This window comes from Rhizobium sp. PK7-22, from assembly GCF_056530405.1.
Genome location: NZ_CP096514.1, coordinates 2936647 through 2957300, shown reverse-complemented (window position 1 = coordinate 2957300; position 20654 = coordinate 2936647). Strand labels below are relative to the sequence as shown.

At 61.7% G+C, this 20654-nt stretch carries 19 protein-coding genes and 1 pseudogene; 11 read left to right on the top strand and 9 right to left on the bottom strand.

Annotation, left to right across the window (positions count from 1 at the left end):
• Positions 1-116 precede the first annotated feature (116 nt).
• From tcmP to M1E10_RS19165, 4 genes and pseudogenes are all read right to left on the bottom strand, one after another.
• Positions 117-1304: pseudogene (tcmP, locus tag M1E10_RS19180) on the bottom strand (three-Cys-motif partner protein TcmP).
• Between the two features lie 91 nt (positions 1305-1395).
• Positions 1396-2229: a DUF5131 family protein gene (locus tag M1E10_RS19175; RefSeq protein WP_499174384.1), complete on the bottom strand. Its 834-nt coding sequence runs from the start codon at positions 2227-2229 to the stop codon at positions 1396-1398.
• Between the two features lie 266 nt (positions 2230-2495).
• Positions 2496-3152 carry a BA14K family protein gene (locus M1E10_RS19170; protein ID WP_499174383.1) on the bottom strand — a complete coding sequence of 219 codons (657 nt, stop codon included), beginning with the start codon at positions 3150-3152 and terminating at the stop codon, positions 2496-2498.
• Between the two features lie 224 nt (positions 3153-3376).
• A complete protein-coding gene (locus tag M1E10_RS19165; RefSeq protein WP_499174382.1) occupies positions 3377-3544 on the bottom strand; it encodes a CrpP-related protein in 168 nt (55 codons plus the stop codon).
• 202 nt (positions 3545-3746) lie between these two features.
• Between M1E10_RS19165 and M1E10_RS19160 the strand changes: the two genes are divergently transcribed.
• Positions 3747-4235 carry a metallophosphoesterase family protein gene (locus M1E10_RS19160; RefSeq protein WP_499174381.1) on the top strand — a complete coding sequence of 163 codons (489 nt, stop codon included), beginning with the start codon at positions 3747-3749 and terminating at the stop codon, positions 4233-4235.
• 9 nt (positions 4236-4244) lie between these two features.
• On the opposite strand, the gene M1E10_RS19155 is transcribed toward M1E10_RS19160, so the two are convergent.
• From M1E10_RS19155 to ytfQ, 5 genes are all read right to left on the bottom strand, one after another.
• Positions 4245-5030 (bottom strand): FadR/GntR family transcriptional regulator, encoded by a 786-nt coding sequence (locus M1E10_RS19155; RefSeq protein ID WP_499174380.1) that lies wholly within the window; start codon positions 5028-5030, stop codon positions 4245-4247.
• The gene (yjfF, locus tag M1E10_RS19150) at positions 5031-6014 is read right to left on the bottom strand and encodes a sugar ABC transporter permease (RefSeq protein ID WP_499177231.1); all 984 of its coding nucleotides are present in this window, start codon (positions 6012-6014) and stop codon (positions 5031-5033) included.
• The gene (locus M1E10_RS19145) at positions 6014-7045 is read right to left on the bottom strand and encodes an ABC transporter permease (protein WP_499174379.1); all 1032 of its coding nucleotides are present in this window, start codon (positions 7043-7045) and stop codon (positions 6014-6016) included. Before M1E10_RS19145 ends, yjfF begins: the two co-directional genes overlap by 1 nt.
• Positions 7042-8565, bottom strand: coding sequence for a sugar ABC transporter ATP-binding protein (locus tag M1E10_RS19140; RefSeq protein WP_499174378.1), 1524 nt, complete (start codon positions 8563-8565; stop codon positions 7042-7044). Before M1E10_RS19140 ends, M1E10_RS19145 begins: the two co-directional genes overlap by 4 nt.
• A gap of 103 nt (positions 8566-8668) precedes the next feature.
• On the bottom strand, positions 8669-9628 hold the full coding sequence (gene ytfQ / locus M1E10_RS19135) for an ABC transporter substrate-binding protein (protein ID WP_499174377.1): 960 nt from the start codon (positions 9626-9628) through the stop codon (positions 8669-8671).
• 314 nt (positions 9629-9942) lie between these two features.
• Between ytfQ and araD1 the strand changes: the two genes are divergently transcribed.
• The 10 genes from araD1 (at position 9943) to M1E10_RS19085 (ending at position 20645) form a co-directional block, all read left to right on the top strand.
• A complete protein-coding gene (araD1, locus tag M1E10_RS19130; RefSeq protein ID WP_499174376.1) occupies positions 9943-10932 on the top strand; it encodes an AraD1 family protein in 990 nt (329 codons plus the stop codon).
• An 8-nt stretch (positions 10933-10940) separates the two neighbouring features.
• Entirely contained in the window at positions 10941-11864 is a 924-nt protein-coding gene (locus M1E10_RS19125) for a Gfo/Idh/MocA family protein (protein ID WP_499174375.1), read from the top strand.
• A gap of 48 nt (positions 11865-11912) precedes the next feature.
• A complete protein-coding gene (locus tag M1E10_RS19120) occupies positions 11913-13757 on the top strand; it encodes an IlvD/Edd family dehydratase (protein WP_499174374.1) in 1845 nt (614 codons plus the stop codon).
• A 79-nt stretch (positions 13758-13836) separates the two neighbouring features.
• Positions 13837-14901, top strand: coding sequence for a type 1 periplasmic-binding domain-containing protein (gene chvE / locus M1E10_RS19115; protein WP_499174373.1), 1065 nt, complete (start codon positions 13837-13839; stop codon positions 14899-14901).
• Between the two features lie 57 nt (positions 14902-14958).
• The gene (mmsA, locus tag M1E10_RS19110) at positions 14959-16518 is read left to right on the top strand and encodes an ATP-binding cassette domain-containing protein (protein WP_499174372.1); all 1560 of its coding nucleotides are present in this window, start codon (positions 14959-14961) and stop codon (positions 16516-16518) included.
• The gene (gene mmsB, locus M1E10_RS19105; RefSeq protein WP_499174371.1) at positions 16518-17708 is read left to right on the top strand and encodes an ABC transporter permease family protein; all 1191 of its coding nucleotides are present in this window, start codon (positions 16518-16520) and stop codon (positions 17706-17708) included. The genes mmsA and mmsB overlap by 1 nt, the downstream gene beginning before the upstream one ends.
• Positions 17709-17830: 122 nt before the next feature.
• On the top strand, positions 17831-18652 hold the full coding sequence (locus tag M1E10_RS19100; protein WP_499174370.1) for a DUF1206 domain-containing protein: 822 nt from the start codon (positions 17831-17833) through the stop codon (positions 18650-18652).
• Between the two features lie 33 nt (positions 18653-18685).
• Complete coding sequence (locus M1E10_RS19095; RefSeq protein ID WP_499174369.1) at positions 18686-19393, top strand: phosphatase PAP2 family protein; 708 nt, start codon at positions 18686-18688, stop codon at positions 19391-19393.
• 107 nt (positions 19394-19500) lie between these two features.
• Positions 19501-20082, top strand: a complete 582-nt coding sequence (locus M1E10_RS19090) for a J domain-containing protein (protein WP_499174368.1) — start codon at positions 19501-19503, stop codon at positions 20080-20082.
• Between the two features lie 65 nt (positions 20083-20147).
• Complete coding sequence (locus M1E10_RS19085; protein WP_499174367.1) at positions 20148-20645, top strand: cupin domain-containing protein; 498 nt, start codon at positions 20148-20150, stop codon at positions 20643-20645.
• The last annotated feature ends 9 nt before the right edge of the window (positions 20646-20654 follow it).

Below are 20654 nucleotides of genomic sequence, written 5' to 3'. Positions count from 1 at the left end.
GTCACCTATGTCTCGGGTCACTCACCATCGCCGCAGCAATACGGACTGTCGTTGTAGCCGGACGCGACTTTCCGAAATTTTGACAGCAAGATCTGGAATTTCGTTGCTGCCCTATTTTAAAATAGACGGGACTGCCGATTGATTTCGATGAAATCTGTCCTTGTTACCCTGGAACTTCGCTTTGCGCGTTGAAGAGGGTTCAGAACCGAAAGTGAATTAGCCGATATCAAGCTGCCCACCGCACTGTCGATGTCGCTTAGACGCGCGGGGGTCTGATTGACCACGCTGTCCACGAAGAGCCCATATTCCACGGGAATATTGCCGTGGGAGTTCTGGATCCTTCGAGCAATATCCTCGGACAACGACTGGATCATCATCTCTCGCTCATGCTCAGCGAACATGAATGTGGTGGGGTCGAAGCTTTCAGGATGGAAACCCACAATATCGAGCCCGCCCCTGCCTTGATGGATGGAATGATTGGAGACCGACCAATGGCTGTCTACCATCACGTTTCTGGCCGTTGCATGTTGTGACAGATGGACCAGCCAGAGCGCTTTATTGGCCTCTGTGGACCTGATAAAAAAAGCGGTAGCGAAAGAGGCTCCGGTTCGCTCCCTAAGGTGGTCAAGGAGAAGGCGTTGGATGGCGTAACGCCCCCCTTCTTCACCACGCATTCGCACGAACTCACGCACCTGATCAGGGGAAAGCTCGACGTTTGATGCAGCTGTGATGTTTTCGGGACGGTCGCTCAGATAGTCGATCAGCCAGTCCACTGCAAAGGTCAGAATGCACTCAGCGCGCTTGAAGCGGTTGAAGATGCTTCTGATCGTCGGCAGGGGCGCCTTTGTGTAGCCCTTCTGGTCTAGCAAGAATAGCGAGCGCCCAGCCCCACGATTTGACCTTTGCGCGATGGCTTCCAATATATCGGGGGCCGCCGCCTCAAATTTTTTGGTGGACATTGATGTCGTGTCCCAACCTGGCGATATAGCCCTTCGCCAGCAATTGATCCTTCAGGTAATCAGTAGTGCTTTTCGAGGCATCCAAAAAACGAAGTCGGCATTGATGGTTAGTGGCTTTGCTTTCCCGAGATTAAGACGGTGCGTCGCCCGGTTGACGGCGTTCAGAAGAAGGAACGGTGTGCCTTCGACGGTCTGCAGGCCATCGCTAAACGCGCCACCGCCACTGAAACCGTCGACCAAGGTTATTCGCAAGTTGTCGATGCGCGGGTTCTGAAGAACGGCATTAAAATAGGGATCTAGATAGTGCTCGATCAGGCGAAGCTTTGCTCCGCTGTGTGATTTCAGTTTCGGTGGGGGAAACCCAACTTTCCAGCCAAACTCAGCGATGGCTCGTCTCCTTTGTAGAAGGAGAGGGAGTACCGCTTAAGTTGATTCGTCAAGCGGACATGCGCTCGACATCCCGCTTTGGTGTAGGAAACTCACGAATCAACACCCCATCGATCATGCCCCCTCCCTTGCCATGAGGGTCTTGTTCCTTAGCGTGTGACAAGGCGGATCCAAGTTCTTGTACCAACGGGTTGTTAGCATATGTGCCCCATTGCTTGAAAAACGGTGCTACACCGTATTGCTGGCAATCCGCGATGATGTCGCGAGCCCATTGGCTAATCATTGGCCTCGATCCATGGCCGCTCTCACCCCCGCTAATCAGCCAATTGGGCTTTGGATCGGTGTGCGCAATTCTAAGCGGGCCTATCGCGGGCTCATAGGAGACAAACCATACAACTGAAGGTATATCCGCGATAAAGCGCTTCCGCTGGTCGAACCGCATCTGGTCCTCCGCAGTGAAGCCGAGCCAAACGTTATGATAGCCTGAGCGCCAATCAGTGGGTAGCATCTTGCGGATGTTCTGAGGCCGTTTGGTCAAGAGTTGCCAATCTAGCGCGGGCGTAGCCCTAATGACTTCGAAAAGGTCGGCCCGCCACTGCGGGTCTGCCTGATTGTCGAATACATCTGCGAGAGAGGCGCAAAATATGCGCTGTCGCCTACCGAACTGGGCCGAAAACTGAGCAGCTTTCTGCTGCCAGATATGTGGCGCCTTCCAGTATGCTTCCGTGGTTCTTTTCCGAGGGGAGTTGCCCCATTTTACGTGGCCGGACCGCTTTGACCAAGCCTCCGCGTAGCAGTTGTCACAGCCCGGGCTGATGTTCGTACAGCCTGTCCAAGGATTAAATGTGTGGTCGGTCCACTCGATCGCTGAATTCATGGCCATCGCACATCTCCCTGCAACAAATCAGTTGCATCGTACCTTCAGCCTCCATGGTCACCAAAGGCTTAATCTGATGGTTGAGCGGGTGAGAAAATAACCTCTTTAACCGCTTTGCTGTTTCCGCCACCAGCGACTGAGTATGTGCAGTCTACCTCTCGGATTGCAAAATTTGAGAAGGTTTCGAACTTCGGGCGAGAGGCCATTATGAACTAAGGTAGTGGCGCTGTAATCTCCGAAACAGAATTGTGGCAGGCGCTACCTATGGCTCCTCACCCAAACGGCGACTCACACGCGCGACGGGGGCCGTTGTACGGCTGGTAGCTGTTGTCTTCGGCACGGTAGGAGCGGTAGCGCTCGAGGCACCAGGTCATGTGGGCGTTGCCGGTGTGCACCAGGGGGCGCTCGGATGTGGCGCTGTAGGCGATCGTTTCGGCGCGGGCGGTGTCGGGGGCCGTGTTCTCTGCCATGTGGGGGGACTCGCAGCTGCGCCGCGGGCCGTTGTAGGGCTGGTAGGTGTTGTCGTCGATCCGGTAGGAGTTGTAGCGGCTCTGGCACCATTCGGCATGCGGCGTGCCGGCGAGGGTCGTCATCGCGCCGTCCTCGATGGCGCCGGTGGCCTCCATGTCGAGGCTGGCGTTCTGGAAGGTACCGTCAAACGCCGTGTCGATTGGCGGCTTCTGCGAGTCGGGAACATCGACGGCCATGGCGAGGTAGACCTGTGGCACGGGAGCGGCGGCGATGCGTTCGAAGGACTGGACCTTCGGATCGATCGCAACGGGCCTGTTGGTCCAAAGCGGGCGTTCGTCGAGATGCGCGAAGCGATGCGGCGCGGGCTCGGCCAGGATCCAGGACGCAGCGGCAACGCCACCGACGAACAGCACCACCGCCATCGTGATGCCCAGCACCAGGGAAAAAAGAGATCTCATCGTTCTGCTCCGCATTCTGCCATTGCGGCGTCAATGCGGCACGCCGCGGAGCGTTCCGCCGCGATGTATGGAATGTGGGTAAGAGTGTTAGCAAAGCGTGATATAATCGGCGGTGGGGGAGGGAGAAGCGTTCCCTTGCGGGCAAAACACCAGCGGTGATGCCGGAGATTGCTCTCGGGCCGGCTCCGATGTCTATGCGGAGATGGCGATGCCCGCAGGGACGATCACTGGTCGGGGTCGCCCGACCAGGCGTTTTCCAGCAGCCAGCCGAAAAGCCATGCCTCCGCCTTCTGACGCCAGTCGCCGACGGGTTCACCGGTTGTCTGCGGCAGCCGTTCCTTCACGAGGAAGGGATTGGTGTCGAAGCCAAGACCGCGGGATCGGGCGGTCATGCCCTCATCCTGGTATGTCAGAAGCATTTCTAGCACGGGCGTAACTTACTGGCCTGTCATTATTATTAGTTGATTCTAAGATCGTCGCGACCATGGCAGAGCCGGTGATTCACGACAAGAGTCGCCCACCACCAAAGTCTAATAAAACCGTTTGGGCGCTCGGCGCCGGATCAAAGGCCAAGTCCCAAGCGTTCGGAGACAGATGATCTATTTCACGAGTGATACCCATTTCGGCGATGCGCGCGTCCTGCGCATCGACCGCCGTCCCTTCGCCAACATGGTCGAACACGACGCCGCCCTCATCGAAACCTGGAACGAGACGATCGGTCCTGAGGACGAGGTCTGGCACCTTGGGGACGTCATGTCCGCGCGCAGCACGGAGGACGCCGACCTGCTGCTGTCACGGCTGAATGGCCGCAAGCATCTGGTGATCGGCAACAACGACCCGGTACCGGTGACAGAGGCCGGCGCGTGGGAGAGTGTCCAGCACTATGCCGAGATCCGGCTCGGCGACCAGCTGCTGGTGCTCTGCCACTATGCCTTCCGGACCTGGAACCAGATGAGCAAGAAATCGATCAACCTGCACGGCCATTCCCACGGGCGGCTGAAGCCGGTGCCGCGCCAGTTCGACGTCGGTGTCGATGCCCGGCGGCTGCGCCCCGTCACCCTGATGGAACTGATCGAGCGGTGACGGTCGGGATCAGGACGCGGTGACGGCCTCGGGCTCGTCATCAGCCAAGGCGAATGCCGGGTCGGATGCGCCGAACGAAGAGCGGATGCGGCTCTTGCCGACGTCGATGACGTGGCGCATGGCCTGAACCGCCTTGTCGGGATCGCGCGAGGCGATGGCATGGGCGATGCGCAGATGGTTGGTCGCGACCTCGTGGATCTTCTTGGGGGAGGCTGCCGGCGACGAGAGCTGGAAGGAGATCGCCAGCGCCGCTTCGACGATGGCGCTCGCGGAGCGCATGAACGGATTGCCGGACATGCGGGCGATCGCAAGATGGAACTCGAGGTCGACCTTGGCGATGGTCTCCGGCGTATGGGTCAGGTCGTCGAATTTGGCGGCAATGGCGTAGAGTTGCACGATGTCGTCGTTGGAGGCGCGCAGCGCGGCGGCTGCCGCTGCCGCTGGCTCCAGTGCCATGCGCATTTCCGCCAGGTGCTCGATGAACTCGAAATCGAGGCCGGACTGGCAGCGCCAGCCCAGCACGTCGGCATCGAAGAAATTCCAGCTGGCGCGGTCAACGACCCGAGTGCCGACCTTCGCCTTGGCTTCGATCAGGCGTTTGGCCGATAGCGTTTTCATCGCCTCGCGCAGGACCGTGCGAGACACGCCGAAGCGGGCGGAGAGTTCGGCATCCCCCGGAAGCAACGAGCCCTCCGGGATGCGTCCGGCGACGATGGCGCTGCCGAGCTCCGCGACCACATGCGCATGGCTGCTACGGCCCTTGCGTCCGGTGATCGTGGTTTCAAGCAGTCCCAATCATGCCTCCTTCAGGCGTCCCTCGGCCAGTCTCCGGTCCGAATACCACACGATCGCGCGTTGCAGAACAATGAAGGTGAAGAGCAGGATGCCGATGACGATCTTCGTCCACCAGGACGACAGCGATCCGTCGAAGACGATATAGGTCTGGATCAGCCCCTGTATCAGGATGCCGACAAAGGTTCCGGCAACCAGGCCGGCGCCGCCGGTCAGCAGGGTGCCGCCGATGACGACCGCCGCGATGGCGTCCAGTTCGACACCGACGGTCGCCAGCGAATAGCCCGACGAGGTGTAGAGGGTATAGGCGATGCCGGCAAGGCCGGAGAGAAAGCCCGAGAGCGCATAGATGCCGATCGTCGTGCGCCCCACCGGCACGCCCATCAGTTCCGCCGACTGGGGATTGCCGCCCAGCGCATAGACATTGGCGCCGAAGCGGGTGCGCCCCGCCACGAACGCGCCGACGACGAAGACCACGAGCATCAGCATCGCCATGGCGGTCAGGCGCCCGCCGCCGGGGAAGCGGAAGTAGAAGCCCTGGATGGCGTCGATGACGGGATGCGAGATGGGCACGGACTGGGTGGAGATCAGATAGGCGGCGCCGCGGGCGAGAAACATGCCGGCAAGCGTTGCCACGAAGGGCGGGATGGACAGGAAGCGGATCATCAGCCCCATGGACGCGCCAAAGGCCGTGGAGATCGCCAGCACCGCCGCGAAGGCGACGATCGGGTCGACGCCGAGCGAGCCGACCATGGAGGCGACGAAGACGCTGGTGAAGGCGATCACGGAGCCGATCGACAGGTCGATGCCGCCCGAGAGGATGACGAAGGTCATGCCGACCGCGGCGATGCCGAGGAAGGCATTGTCGGTCAGCAGATTGCCGAGCACCCGCGTCGACAGCATGTTGGGGAATTGCAGCACGCAGGCGAGATAGGCGAGAAGGAAGATCGCCAGTGCCGCGACGAAGGGGAGGTTGCGTGTGTGGATCACCGGGCCGTCCTCTCTGTCTTTGCGGTCTGCGCGGGGTGCCTGACAGGCTTCAGGAAGCCGATCAGCGTACCGATCGCCGGCGACTGGAGCGTCAGGACAAGGATGATGATGCCTGCCTTGATGATCAGGTTGAATTCCGGCGGGAACCCCGAAACCAGGATACCGGTGTTGATGGTCTGGATGATCATCGCGCCGATCAGCGATGCGAGGATGGAGAAGCGCCCGCCGTTCAGCGAGGTGCCGCCGATGACGACCGCGAGGATGGCGTCAAGCTCCAGCCAGAGCCCGGCATTGTTGGCGTCGGCCCCGCGGATGTCGGCGGTGATGATCAGCCCGGCGACGGCCGCCATGATGCCGGAGACGGCGTAGACGAAGAACAGCAGGAAACGCGCGCGGATGCCGGCGAGCATGGCCGCGCGACGGTTGATCCCGGTCGCCTCGATCAGGAAGCCGAGCGCGGTGCGGCGCACCAGAAGACCGACCAGCAGGGCCGCAGTGACCCAGATCAGGATAGAGACGGGAATGCCGCCGATCGAGCCGGATCCGAGGGCTGCGAAGCTCTCGTTGTTGAAGGTCAGGATCACGCCTTCGGTGATCAATTGGGCAATGCCGCGGCCGGCGACCATCAGGATCAGGGTGGCGATGATCGGCTGGATGTCGAGGACGGCGACGAGCAGCCCGTTCCAGAGCCCGCAGGCAAGGCCGACGAGGAGCGACGCGAAGATCACGACCGGCAGCGGGTATCCGCTGGTGACCAGCGTCGCGGCGACCGCGCCGCAGATGGCGATGACAGCGCCGATCGAGAGGTCGATGCCGCGCGTGGCGATCACCAAAGTCATGCCGATGGCCAGGAGTGCCACGGGCGCGCCGCGAACGAGCACATCGACCAGGCTGCCGTAGAGCCTACCATTCTGGTAGGTGACGCTCAGGAACCCGGGCGAGATCAGGCTGACGAGGGTGACGATGACGATCAGGGCCACAAGCTGCGGGGCGATGCGGCGCAGGCGGCGGGTGAGGGCGCTTTTCATGCGGCCTCCGTGCGGGCCGGATCTGCGATAGCCGTCATGATGTTGTCGGCCGTCACCGCTGCGCCGGTCAGTTCCGCCACGTGGCGGCGGTCGGCGAGCACGATGACGCGATGGGCCACGGCCGTCAGTTCTTCCAGTTCGGAGGAGATGACGACGAGCGACATGCCATCGGCACACAGTCTTTCGATCATTCTGAGAATTTCCGTATGGGCGCCGATGTCGATGCCGCGGGTGGGCTCGTCGAGGATGAGAAGGCGCGGGCCTGTCGCCAGCCAGCGCGCCAGGATCGCCTTCTGCTGATTGCCGCCGGAGAGGAACTTGATCGGCCGGTCCGGGTCCGGGGGGCGGATATCGAGCGAGCGGATGAATTCGTCAGCGAGTTGCGCCTTCTGGCGCGCCGAGACCGGCCGCGCCCACCCTTGCCGCGCCTGCAGGGCAAGCGCAATGTTTTCGCTGACGGAGAATTCGCTGATGATGCCGTCGCTCTTGCGTTCCTCCGGACAGAAGCCGAAGCCGTGGGCGATCGCCGCTTCCGGCGAAGTGATCTTCACCGCCTCTCCGTCGATGTGTGCGGTCCCCGAGTCGGGCCGGTCGATGCCGAACAGCAGGAAGGCGGTTTCCGTGCGGCCCGAGCCCAGCAGGCCGGCGATGCCAACGACTTCGCCGGGATGAATGGCGAGGTCGAAGGGCGCGATGCTGCCGCGCTTGCCGTAGCCTGCAAAGCGGATCGGTGCGGAGGCGGGCTCGACGGTTTCCTCGAGGGCGTGATGGTCACGCGTGATGTGCTGCAGCTCACGGCCGAGCATCATCGAGATCAGCTCCATGCGCGGCAATCCGTCGATCTCGCGCGTTCCCACCATGCGACCGTTTCTCAGCACCGTCACCCGGTCGGCGATATCGTAGACCTGGTTCAAGAAGTGGGTGATGATAATGATGCCGAGGCCGCGGTCGCGCAGCTTGCGCAGAACCGAGAAGACCAACTCTACTTCGTGGCTGTCGAGGCTTGCGGTCGGTTCGTCGAGGACGAGGACCTTGCCGGAGAGATCGACGGCGCGGGCGATGGCGATGATCTGGCGGATGGCGACCGAATAGGACGACAGCAGGGCGTCGACATCGATGTTCAGACCGTAGTCCTGCAACAGCTCGCGGGCGCGGCGGCGCATCTCCCGCTTGTCGATGAAACCAAAGCGTCGCGGCTGGCGGCCGAGAAACAGGTTCTCCGCCACCGTCAGATTCTCTAGAAGGTTCACCTCCTGATAGACGGTGCCGATTCCGAGGTCCTGCGCCTCAGCCACCGTGGCGGGCGCGACCTCCGCGCCCTCGAGCATCATGGTGCCGTCGTCGCGGCTGTAGACGCCGGTCAGGATCTTGATGAGGGTGGACTTGCCTGCGCCGTTTTCGCCAAGCAGCGCGTGGACTTCGCCATGCCTCAGGGAAAAATCGACGTTCTCGAGTGCAGCATTGCCGAGGAAGCTCTTGTTGATGCCGCGAGCGTCCAGAAGAGTGGGTGTCGTGTTCATGTGACGTCCTGCGACCGACGACCGGAGCCGCGACATGCGGCCCCGATCATGCTTCAGGAAGGGCGGTGGGACCGGCGCGCCGGCCCCCCTTTGACGGTTCGGCTCAGTAGCCGAGGTCCTTCTTGGCTTCGTAGACGGCCATCGGATCGTCAGCGGCCGTGTAGAGCTTCGATTCCGTCTGGATCCACTTCGGTGGTTCCGTCTTGTCCTTCAGGTAGGCTTCCAGCGCGTCGAATGCGGGGCCGGCCATATTCGGAGTCAGCTCCACCGTGGCATTGGCCCCACCTTCGGCCATGGCCTTGAAGATGTCCGGAACGGCGTCGATCGAGACGATCTTGATGTCGGAGCCCGGCTTCAGGCCGGCTTCCTTGATGGCCTGTATCGCGCCGACGGCCATGTCGTCGTTATGGGCGTAGACTGCGCAGATGTCCTGGCCGCCGCCTTCCGCCTTGATGAAGCTTTCCATGACTTCCTTGCCCTTGGTACGGGTGAAGTCACCGGTCTGCGAGCGGGTAATCTTGATGTTGTCATGCGAAGCGAGAGCTTCCTCGAAGCCCTTCTTGCGGTTGATGGCGGGCGAGGAGCCCGTGGTACCCTGCAGTTCCACGACGTTGCATGGCTTGTCGCCGATTTCCTGCACCAGCCAGTCGCCGGCAACCTTGCCTTCGTGCACCTGGTCGGAGGTGACGGCCGTCAGATAGAGATCGTCCGGGGCTTCGATCTGCCGGTCGAGAAGAATCACCGGGATCTCTTCCTCCTTGGCTTCCTGCAGGACCGATTCCCAGCCCGTCGCGACGACCGGGGCAACCAGGATCGCATCGACGCCCTGTGCGATGAAGCCGCGGATCGCCTTGATCTGGTTTTCCTGCTTCTGCTGCGCATCGGCAAACTTCAGGTCGATGCCGCGCTTTTCGGCTTCCTGTTTCGTGACCGTCGTCTCGGCGGCGCGCCAGCCGGACTCAGAGCCGATCTGCGAGAAGCCCACGGTCAGGGACTGTGCGGAAACGCCGGATGCGAGACATGCGGAAAATGCGACGGTAAACGCCGCGAGTGCCTTTTTCATCTTAAATCCTCCCAGAAGATGATGGCCTATGACGTCCTCACATTTTCATATTGTCATACTTTTGCAAGGGGGTTTTTCGAGTGCCGATGGAAAAATGTTGGAGGCCATCGGGTTCTTTCGTTCAGAAAGACTGATTTCGCTGGAGAAACAGGGGCTGGGCGAGGCGGGTCGACTTGTGGTGGCCAAGACCGCTCGCTGCTTGACAACGGCCCCCTTGCTCCAATAATCCTATTATATTCTCTCCGGCATGATCGGGGTGGGAGGAGAAGGCCGCCGAATGCGGTCGTACCGGAAGTGCTTTGGGTAGAGGGTCAATGCTGCGAATTCTTCAAGTGCGTCATGGCGACGGCGTCAAGGTTGTTGCCTGGGATGGTGTCGGTGCCGGGCGGGTCGTGCGCGACGTCGCGTCCACCTACGATCTGGCCATGGGCGCCATCGAGGCGGGACAGTCGCTGCAGGAGCGCATTGATACGCTCGGCTATGGCGATGACGTCGATCTTCAGCGCGCGCAGGCCGAGGGACGGTTGACGATCCCGGTGTCGCATGCGGATCCGGCGCATTTCTTCGTCGCAGGAACGGGCCTGACCCATCTCGGGTCTGCCGACGGACGCGACAAGATGCACAAGGCGGCGCAATCCGCCGAAAAGCCCACCGATTCCATGCGCATGTTCCAGATGGGCGTCGAGGGCGGCAAGCCTGCAGATGGCCAGGTCGGCGTGCAGCCCGAATGGTTCTACAAGGGCGATGGTTCGCAGCTGCGCGCTACCGGCGAGGACCTGATCTCGCCCGCCTTCGCACTCGATGGAGGGGAAGAGCCCGAGCTGGCCGCCATCTATCTGATCGGGCCGGACGGCACACCGTTCCGTCTCGGCTTCTGTCTTGCCAATGAGTTCTCCGACCACGTCACGGAGAAGGGCAACTATCTCTGGCTCGCCCACTCCAAGCTGCGCCAGGCGGCGCTCGGCGCCGAGCTCATCGTCGGCGACCTGCCTGCGCATGTTGAGGGAACGTCGCGCGTCCGCCGTGGCAACGAGGTGATCTTCGAAAAGCCCTTCCTGTCGGGCGAAGCGAACATGTCTCATTCGATCGCCAATCTCGAGCACCATAACTTCAAGTACGATCTGTTCCGCCGTCCCGGCGACCTGCATGTGCACTTCTTCGGCACGGCAACGCTGTCGTTCTCGGAAGGGGTCAAGACCGAGCCCGGCGACGTTTTCGAGATCGCCGCCGAGCCGTTCAAGCTGCCGCTCGTCAATTCCCTGACGGTGGCTGCTGACACGCCCGTCTCCATCCGCAAGCTCTGAGGCGCGCCATGAGCATCCGTCTCGGCATCGTCGGACTGGGCAAGATCGCAAGGGACCAGCATCTGGGCGCCATCAAGGCAACCGATGGCATCGGACTGGTTGCCGTGGCGAGCCGCAATGCGACGCTCGAAGGCATCGCCTCGTTCAACGACGTCCAGGACCTGTTGTCGTCCGACATCGCAATCGACGCCATCTCTCTCTGCACACCGCCACAGGGTCGGTTCGAGCAGGCAAGGACTGCGATCGAGGCCGGCAAGCATGTGATGCTGGAAAAGCCGCCAGGTGCGACGCTCTCGGAGGTCTATGCTCTGGAGGCCTTGGCGAAGGAAAAGGGCGTCACTCTTTTCGCCACCTGGCACTCGCGCGAGGCTGCGGCCGTCGAGCCGACACGGGCACTGCTGGCGCAGCGGACGATCCGCAGCCTTGCCGTCGAGTGGAAGGAAGACGTTCGCCACTGGCATCCGGGGCAAGCCTGGATCTGGGAGCCGGGCGGCCTCGGCGTCTTCGATCCCGGTATCAATGCGCTGTCGATCGTGACGCGGATCATGCCGGTGCCGTTTCACCTCGTTCGCTCCGACCTGTTCTTTCCGGAAAACCGCGCCGCACCGATTGCGGCAAGCCTCGCTTTCGAATCCGTCGGCGGCATGGCCGTGACGGCCGAGTTCGACTGGCGCCAGACCGGGCCACAGACCTGGGACATCCGCATCGACACGGAAGAGGGGCCTGTGGTCGTCACTCATGGCGGCAGCCGGCTCATCATCGATGGCGAGCAGCGAATGGTCGAGGAGGACCGGGAATACCGGAACCTCTACAAGCATTTCGTCCGGCTGGTCGGGGAGGGGCGCAGCGATGCAGATTTCTCGCCGCTGGTTCATGTCGCCGACGCCTTCCTGCTCGGACGCCGGCATGCCGTCGAAGCCTTCGAGGACTAGCGATGCGTTCCGCTCGCCTCGTCCCCATTCACGCGTGAGAATTACAACATGACAAATTCCGAAAACCTGCCGTCGACCGAAACCGCCGAAACCGGCCACACCCGCGGAGAGACACGCAAGCTGCGGTCGCGCGCCTGGTTCGACAATCCGCACAATGCGGACATGACGGCGCTCTATCTCGAGCGCTACATGAACTTCGGCCTCAGCCAGGCGGAATTGCAATCGGATCGCCCGATCATCGGCATTGCCCAGACAGGCTCCGACCTGTCGCCCTGCAACCGCCACCACCTGGAACTGGCCAAGCGCCTGCGCGAAGGCATTCGCGAAGCGGGCGGCATCGCTATCGAATTTCCGGTGCATCCGATCCAGGAAACCGGAAAGCGTCCAACCGCCGGTCTCGACCGCAACCTTGCCTATCTCGGCCTCGTCGAAGTGCTCTACGGCTATCCGCTCGACGGCGTCGTGCTGACGATCGGCTGTGACAAGACCACGCCGGCCTGTCTCATGGCAGCGGCAACCGTCAATATTCCGGCCATCGCCCTTTCCGTCGGCCCGATGCTGAACGGCTGGTTCCGCGGCGAGCGAACCGGCTCCGGCACGATCGTCTGGAAGGCGCGCGAACTGCTGGCCAAGGGCGAGATCGACTACGCCGGCTTCGTCAAGCTGGTTGCCTCCTCGGCACCATCGACCGGCTACTGCAATACGATGGGCACCGCGACGACGATGAATTCGCTCGCCGAAGCACTGGGCATGCAGCTTCCGGGCTCGGCCGCCATCCCCGCGCCCTACCGCGACCGCCAGGAGGTTTCCTACCTGACGGGCCTCAGGATCGTCGAAATGGTGAAGGAGGACCTGAAGCCTTCCGAGATCATGACCAAGGAAGCCTTCATCAACGCCATCCGCGTCAATTCGGCGATTGGCGGCTCGACCAACGCGCCGATCCACCTGAACGGCCTGGCGCGCCACATGGGCGTCGAACTGTCCGTCGATGACTGGCAGACCTATGGCGAGGACGTGCCGCTGCTCGTCAACCTGCAGCCGGCAGGGGAATATCTCGGCGAAGACTACTATCATGCGGGCGGCGTTCCGGCCGTGGTCAACCAGTTGATGCGGCACGGCCTCATCAACGAGGACGCCATGACCGTCAACGGCAAGACCATCGGCGAGAACTGTCGCGGAGCCATCATCGAGGACGAGAAGGTCATCCGCACCTACGAGCAGCCGCTCAAGGAACGCGCCGGCTTCCGCGTCCTGCGCGGCAACCTGTTTGCCTCGGCGATCATGAAGACGAGCGTCATTTCGCCGGAATTCCGGGAACGCTATCTGTCCAATCCGGACGATCCGGAGGCCTTTGAGGGTCGTGCGATCGTGTTCGACGGACCGGAGGATTATCACAAGCGGATCGACGATCCGTCGCTCGAGATCGACGCCCACAGCGTCCTCTTCATGCGCGGCGCCGGCCCGATCGGCTATCCGGGCGCGGCGGAAGTGGTCAACATGCGCGCCCCCGACTACCTGCTGAAGCAGGGGATCTCGTCGCTCGCCTGCATCGGTGACGGCCGTCAGTCCGGCACATCGGGCAGCCCGTCCATCCTCAACGCCTCTCCGGAGGCGGCAGCCGGCGGTGGTCTGGCGCTGCTGAAGACCGGCGACCGCGTCCGCATCGACGTCGGTCGCGGCACGGCCGACATCTTGATCTCCGAGGAGGAGATTGCCGAGCGTCGCCGGACGCTGGAGGCGCACGGTGGCTACCAGTACCCGAAACACCAGACGCCATGGCAGGAAATCCAGCGTGGTATCGTTGGGCAAATGGAATCCGGCGCGGTTCTCGAACCGGCCGTGAAATACCAGCGGATCGCGCAGACTGAAGGCATTCCGCGCGACAACCACTGAGTCGACAACGGGGCGGGGGCAGGGGGCCACCGCCCGCATCATCGACGGGTCGAGAACCCGTTCTTTAGGAGGAGCAGTTATGAATTTCGTGAAGTATCTGACGGCCGCAGCAATGCTCGCGTCCGTGGCATTCGCCTCGCCAGCCGCTGCGCAAGACAAAGGCCTCGTCGGCGTTTCCATGCCGACCAAGTCCTCGGCACGCTGGATCGCCGATGGCGACAACATGATCAAGGTCCTGCAGGAGCGCGGCTACGAAACGGATCTGCAGTACGCAGAAGATGACGTGCCGAACCAGCTCTCGCAGATCGAGAACATGATCGTGAAGGGCGCCAAGGTGCTGGTCGTGGCTTCCATCGACGGCACGACCCTCTCGGACGTGCTCCAGCAGGCAGCCGATCAGGGCATCAAAGTTATCGCCTATGACCGGCTGATCCGCGACAGCGGCAACGTCGATTACTATGCCACCTTCGACAACTTTCAGGTCGGCGTGCTGCAGGCCCAGTCGCTTGTCGATGGCTTGAAGGCCAGCGGCAAGGAAGGCCCTCACAACATCGAGCTGTTCGGCGGTTCGCCGGACGACAACAATGCCTACTTCTTCTACGATGGCGCCATGAGCGTGCTGCAGCCGATGATCGACAGCGGCGAACTCGTTGTCGGCAGCGGCCAGACCGGCATGGAGCAGGTTGCCACCCTTCGCTGGGATGGCGCCACAGCACAGGCCCGCATGGACGCGCTCCTGAGCTCGACCTACTCCGACAAGCGCCTCGACGCTGTTCTGTCGCCCTACGACGGCATCTCGATCGGTATCCTGTCTTCGCTGAAGGGTGTTGGCTACGGCAGTGGCGACATGCCAATGCCGGTCGTCAGCGGCCAGGACGCGGAAGTTCCTTCGGTCAAGTCGATCCTGGCCGGCGAGCAGTACTCGACGATCTTCAAGGATACGCGCGAACTCGCCAAGGTCACCGTCGACATGGTTGACGCCGTCATGACCGGCAAGGAGCCGGAAGTCACGGACACCAAGACCTACGACAACGGCGTAAAGGTTGTTCCTTCCTACCTGCTGAAGCCGGTTGCGGTGAACAAGGACAACTGGAAGGAAATCCTGGTCGACAGCGGTTACTACACCGAAGACCAGATCCAGTAAGCCATCTGAGGGCGCCTTCGGAAACGTCGGCGCCCTTCGTCCCATCGGAGTTTCCAGATGCTTGCACCGGCGGTTTCGGCCGAACAATTGCCCATTCTAGAGATGCGCGGCATCTCCAAGTCCTTCGGCGCCGTCAAGGCGCTTTCCGACGTGAGCTTCACCGTTCGCGAAGGCGAGATCCATGCCCTCGTCGGTGAAAATGGCGCCGGCAAGTCGACCCTCATGAAAGTGCTTTCCGGCGTCTATCCGTACGGCAGCTACGAGGGCTCGATCCTGCTTGACGGGCAGGAGAGGCAGTTTCGCGACATCAATGATTCCGAGGAACTCGGCATCATCATCATCCACCAGGAACTGGCGCTCATTCCGCTGATGTCGATCGCGGAAAATATTTTCCTGTCCAATCCGCCGTCCCGCTTCGGCGTGATCGACCGATCGGCCGTTCACCAGCGGACCCAGGCCCTGCTCGCGAAGGTGGGACTGGGCGAGACGCCGGACACGCTGATCACCAACATCGGCGTCGGCAAGCAGCAACTCGTCGAGATCGCCAAGGCTCTGTCGAAGGACGTCCGGCTGCTGATCCTCGACGAGCCGACAGCGAGCCTCAACGAGAAGGACAGCGCCGCCCTGCTGGAGCTTCTGAAGGAGTTCCGGGCCCAGGGCATCACGTCGATCCTGATCTCGCACAAGCTCAACGAGATTTCAGCCGTTGCCGACCGCATCACGGTGCTGCGCGACGGGCGCTCGGTCGGGACGCTCGACTGCCACGAAGGCGTCGTCGAGGAAGACGAGATCATCCGGCGTATGGTCGACCGCGACATGGAGAGCCGCTATCCCAAGCGCACTCCGAACATCGGCGACGTGATCTTCGAAGTTGAGAATTGGTCGGCCTATCACCCGCAGCATTCAGAGCGGCAGGTGGTCAAGAACGTATCCATGCAGGTCAGAGCGGGCGAGATTGTCGGCATCTCGGGGTTGATGGGCGCCGGCCGTACCGAGTTCGCCATGAGCATCTTCGGTCGTTCCTGGGGACGCAACATCTCCGGCACGGCGCGATTGCACGGCAAGGAGGTCGATCTGTCCGACGTCCACCGGGCGATCAAGGCGGGTCTCGCCTATGTCACCGAAGACCGCAAGCACCTCGGCCTGATCTTGGGGGAGGATATCCGCAAGAATATATCGCTTGCCCATCTCGGCGGCGTGTCGTCGCGCGGGGTCATCGACGACATCGACGAGATGAAGGTGGCGCAGGATTTCCGCACAAGGATGCGGATCCGCAGCCACAATGTCTACCAGGAAACGGGCAAGCTGTCCGGCGGCAACCAGCAGAAGGTGGTGCTGTCGAAGTGGCTGTTCACCGACCCTGACGTGCTGATCCTCGATGAGCCGACCCGCGGCATCGATGTCGGCGCAAAATACGAGATCTATTCGATCATCAATGAATTGGCGGACGCAGGTAAAGCCGTCATCGTCATCTCTTCGGAGATGCCGGAACTCATCGGCATCTGCGACAGGATCATGGTGATGCACGAAGGCGATTTCGTCGGCGAGGTGGCCGGAGAGGAGGCCACCCAGGAAAATATCATGCGTGCCATCATGCGCCGCAAAGTGAGGGAATAATGAGCAACCCGGCCAACACTACGGCTGTGCCGCCGCGCGGCACCGGCTTCTGGAAGGAAAACTTGCGCGATTATGGAATGATGATGTCGCTGCTGGCGATCGTCCTCTTTTTCCAGTTTGCCACGGGTGGAGTCATCCTGAAGCCGCTGAACATCACCAACATCATCCTCCAGAACAGCTATATCGTCATTATGGCGCTCGGCATGCTGATGGTGATCGTCACCGGACATATCGACCTTTCGGTTGGTTCCGTCGCAGGCTTCATCGGCGCGATCTCCGCGGTGCTGATGGTCCAGTACGACCTGAACTTCGTTCTGGCTTCCGTCATCTGCCTGGCGCTGGGCGGACTGATCGGTGCCGCCCAAGGCTTCTGGATCGCATATTTCAAAATACCGTCGTTCATCGTGACGCTGGCGGGAATGCTGGTGTTCCGCGGACTGATGATCGCAGTGCTCGGTGGACGCTCGATCGGGCCATTCGATCCGACGTTCCAGAAGCTGTCGTCCGGCTACATTCCAGAGGTCATCTCCTCCACCAGCGGCATCTATCTTACCTCGCTGGCGGTGGGACTTGCGGTGGCAGGCTTCCTCGTATGGCAGAACTTCAAGGGCCGCAGCCGCCGCGTGCTGCATGAGGTCGAGACAGAGCCTTTCGGCTTCTTCCTGGCCAAGAACGCTGCAGTCTTCCTGGTGATCGGCTACGCCGCCTATCTGCTCGCCTCGCACCGGGGCATGCCGAACGTGCTTATCATCATGGCGCTGCTGATCGGCTGCTATGCCTTCTTCACCAACAGGACGATCTTCGGGCGTCAGATCTATGCCGTCGGCGGCAACGAGAAGGCGGCGGCCCTGTCCGGGATCAAGACGGCACGGCTCACCTTCTTCACCTTCGTCAACATGGGCGTGCTTGCGGCTCTCGCAGGGCTTGTCTTCGCCGCGCGGTTGAACACGGCGACGCCGAAAGCGGGTCTAGGCTTCGAGCTCGACGTGATCGCCGCCTGCTTCATCGGCGGGGCGTCGGCTTATGGTGGCGTGGGTAAGGTGACTGGGGCCGTCATCGGCGCCTTTATCATGGGCGTGATGAACAACGGCATGTCGATCCTCGGCATCGGCATTGACTATCAGCAGGTCATCAAGGGCCTCGTACTCCTGGGCGCCGTCTGCGTCGACGTCTACAACCAGCGCCGCTGATCTCCATTCCCGCTGAACTCGGGGGCCCGCTTCCTTAGGAGCGGGCCTCTTCGTTTTTGCAGCATCTTCTTCCGGAACCGCCTTGGTTCCGACGCGTTCGCTTCCTGAAACGGAGGTCTCCCATGCCCGATGAGGTAAAGTTCGAATGGCTCGCGCGCTTTGGCTATGCAGCGCGTGGCGTCGTCTATCTGTTGGTTGGCGGCATCGCGCTGCTGTCCAGTTTCTCCGGCGGTCAGGCGGATCAGGAGTCGGCGCTGCAGATGGTGCTGCAGCAGCCGCTGGGCTGGATATGGCTGGGGCTGATCGGGCTTGGCCTGGTCGGCTTCATCGTCTGGCGGCTGGCACAAGGCGTCCTCAATGCAGATGGCCATCCTGGCGATGCCAAGGGGTATCTGACCCGCGCCGCGATGATCGTCAGTGCCATTACCCACGTCGGGCTTGCCTCGTTTGCGCTTCGACAGGCGTTTCAGCTGTCGATCGGTGGTGGATCGGGCAACAGCCAGGAAAGCTGGGCGGCCTGGCTGATGCAGCAGGCCTTTGGTCCCTACCTCGTCGGCGCCGTTGGTCTTGCCATCCTCGCGGGTGGCGTCGTGCAGATCCTCAAGGGCGTCAAGCGCCGTTACTTGAAGTACATCAACCTCGACCCTTCCCGGCATCAGGCACTCGATCTCATTTGCATCTATGGCCTGACGGCAAGGGGTGTGATCTTCCTCATCATCGGTACGTTCTTTCTCTACGCCGCCTGGGCGGTCGATCCGAGCCAGACGGGAAGCACCGCAGATGCGATGGCCTGGGTGCGTCAGCTTCCCTTCGGACGTCTCCTCTATGGCTTCGTCGCGCTGGGGCTGTTTGCATTCGGTGCCTATGGTTTGATCGAAGCGAAGTATAGAACCGTCAGCGCGCCTACCTTAAATGATGCCAAGCGGGCAGCCTCGCTGGCGTAAAGCCAAGCGGACGATCGACAACCGGAGTTACACATGGCCTACCACCAGCGGTTCGGACGAAAGATCGTCGATCGAATCATGACGTTCGAACCCATCAGTCTGGTGCTGATTGCCGTGGCTGCAGGTGGCCTCTTCCTGTTCCTGCAGCTGACGGGAGAAGTGCTGGAGGGCGAGACGCGTGCCTTCGACGAAACTTTCCTGCTGATGCTGAGGAGCACCGATGATCCCGGGACGGCCGTTGGGCCGTTCTGGCTCTCCCACGCGATGAATGACATCACGGCGATCGGCGGTACGACCGTGCTTTCGCTGATGACGGTGCTCGTCATCGGCTACCTCATCCTGGCCGGACGCAGGAAGATCGCACTCTTCACCTTCGTGTCTCTGGTCGGCGGGTGGTTGCTCAGCGCTTCGCTGAAGCTGGGTGTTGCCCGTCCCCGTCCAGACATCGTGCCGCATCTCGTCGAGGTCCACGACCTGAGCTTTCCAAGCGGTCACGCCATGCTCTCGGCGGTGACCTATCTGACGCTCGGGGCTTTGCTCTCGCGGGCCGAGCCGGGTCGCATCACCCGGATCTATACCATTGGTGTAGCGGTGTTTCTGACCTTCATCATCGGGCTGAGCCGGGTCTATCTAGGTGTCCATTATCCCACGGACGTTCTGGGCGGTTGGTGTGCCGGCGCAACCTGGGCACTGATCTGCTGGTTGATCGCGCGCCGTTATATCGCCAAAACTCCCGGCTAGGTTCGGCGCCTTGGATGGGGAAAAAGCCGTTTCGACTTGAGCGAAGCCTCACCAACCTCTAGACCATAGCGGCTGGATGACGACCGAGCAAAATCAGGTGGGACACGTTGATCGATCCATACGAGACCCTCGGTGTTGCACGCAATGCCGATGCCACACAGATCAAGACCGCCTACCGCCGGCGGGCGAAGAACGCCCATCCGGACACCGGCGGTGACGTTGACGCGTTCGCGAAACTGACCACGTCCTACGAACTGCTCTGCGATCCGGTACGGCGCAAGGTCTTCGACGAAACCGGCTATGACCCCACGCTGGCCGACACGAAGGACCTCGAGGGGCTGCTCGTTCTCGAGACGCTCATCAATGATTTCATCCTCGACGAGCGCGAGCCGGGAAGCTTCGATCCGGTTGCCGCCATGCGCCGCAAGCTTACCGACAAGATCGTCAATGTCCGCTTCCACATCCTGGAGCTCGAGCGCCATCGCGCCCGGATCCGCAATCACCTGGACCGCATCGGGCGCAAGCCGGAGACGGATTTCCTGGGCAGCATGATGCGGGCGCGCAGCGATTCGATCACTGATGCCATTCTCAAGGCCGAGGCGCAGATTGCCACCATCGAGAAGGCCTACCAGATGCTCGACGGTTACTCCTACGAGCTGGAGCTCGAGGCGCGGAGCGCCGCGGAGTAGCGGCTGCTCTGGTCGAACGCCAAAGCGCTTCTAGCTTAAAAGAAACGAGCATAGGAGGCCTCCCCATGAAGACCGACCATTTCCTATTGTCCGAAAACGACTGGGTGCCGAACAATCCTCGGCTGCCGGTGATCGTCCATAGCGGCCTCTCGTCAGAGGCGGAGTCCTTGGCGGACATGTTTGAATCGACGTTTGCCGAAAACGGCTGGCAGGGTATCTGGCGCAACGGCATCTTCGACTATCACCACTACCACACGACCGCCCACGAGGTGCTGGGGATCGCGCGCGGACAGGGGACCGTGGTGCTGGGCGGTCCCGGCGGACGTGAGCTGCAGGTGCAGGCCGGAGATTGCCTTGTGCTGCCGGCGGGCACAGGCCACTGCAGGATCTCGGCCAGCGATGACTTCCTGGTCATCGGTGCCTATCCGGCGGGGCAGGATCCGGACCTGCGGCGCAGTGCAGCGGGGGAGAACGGGATGCGCATCCTGCATACGCTTCCCGTTCCCGAAACCGATCCTCTCGGCGGCCCGACGCTTCGGGACCTGTGGGGAGACGGCGGCTGAGACGCCGCC

Coding starts and splice junctions, on each gene's coding strand:
- M1E10_RS19175 (WP_499174384.1), bottom strand. CDS start 2,229: ATGGCCATGAATTCAGCGATCGAGTGGACCGACCACACATTTAATCCT.
- M1E10_RS19170 (WP_499174383.1), bottom strand. CDS start 3,152: ATGAGATCTCTTTTTTCCCTGGTGCTGGGCATCACGATGGCGGTGGTG.
- M1E10_RS19165 (WP_499174382.1), bottom strand. CDS start 3,544: ATGACCGCCCGATCCCGCGGTCTTGGCTTCGACACCAATCCCTTCCTC.
- M1E10_RS19160 (WP_499174381.1), top strand. CDS start 3,747: ATGATCTATTTCACGAGTGATACCCATTTCGGCGATGCGCGCGTCCTG.
- M1E10_RS19145 (WP_499174379.1), bottom strand. CDS start 7,045: ATGAAAAGCGCCCTCACCCGCCGCCTGCGCCGCATCGCCCCGCAGCTT.
- M1E10_RS19140 (WP_499174378.1), bottom strand. CDS start 8,565: ATGAACACGACACCCACTCTTCTGGACGCTCGCGGCATCAACAAGAGC.
- ytfQ (WP_499174377.1), bottom strand. CDS start 9,628: ATGAAAAAGGCACTCGCGGCGTTTACCGTCGCATTTTCCGCATGTCTC.
- araD1 (WP_499174376.1), top strand. CDS start 9,943: ATGCTGCGAATTCTTCAAGTGCGTCATGGCGACGGCGTCAAGGTTGTT.
- M1E10_RS19125 (WP_499174375.1), top strand. CDS start 10,941: ATGAGCATCCGTCTCGGCATCGTCGGACTGGGCAAGATCGCAAGGGAC.
- M1E10_RS19120 (WP_499174374.1), top strand. CDS start 11,913: ATGACAAATTCCGAAAACCTGCCGTCGACCGAAACCGCCGAAACCGGC.
- chvE (WP_499174373.1), top strand. CDS start 13,837: ATGAATTTCGTGAAGTATCTGACGGCCGCAGCAATGCTCGCGTCCGTG.
- mmsA (WP_499174372.1), top strand. CDS start 14,959: ATGCTTGCACCGGCGGTTTCGGCCGAACAATTGCCCATTCTAGAGATG.
- mmsB (WP_499174371.1), top strand. CDS start 16,518: ATGAGCAACCCGGCCAACACTACGGCTGTGCCGCCGCGCGGCACCGGC.
- M1E10_RS19100 (WP_499174370.1), top strand. CDS start 17,831: ATGCCCGATGAGGTAAAGTTCGAATGGCTCGCGCGCTTTGGCTATGCA.
- M1E10_RS19095 (WP_499174369.1), top strand. CDS start 18,686: ATGGCCTACCACCAGCGGTTCGGACGAAAGATCGTCGATCGAATCATG.
- M1E10_RS19085 (WP_499174367.1), top strand. CDS start 20,148: ATGAAGACCGACCATTTCCTATTGTCCGAAAACGACTGGGTGCCGAAC.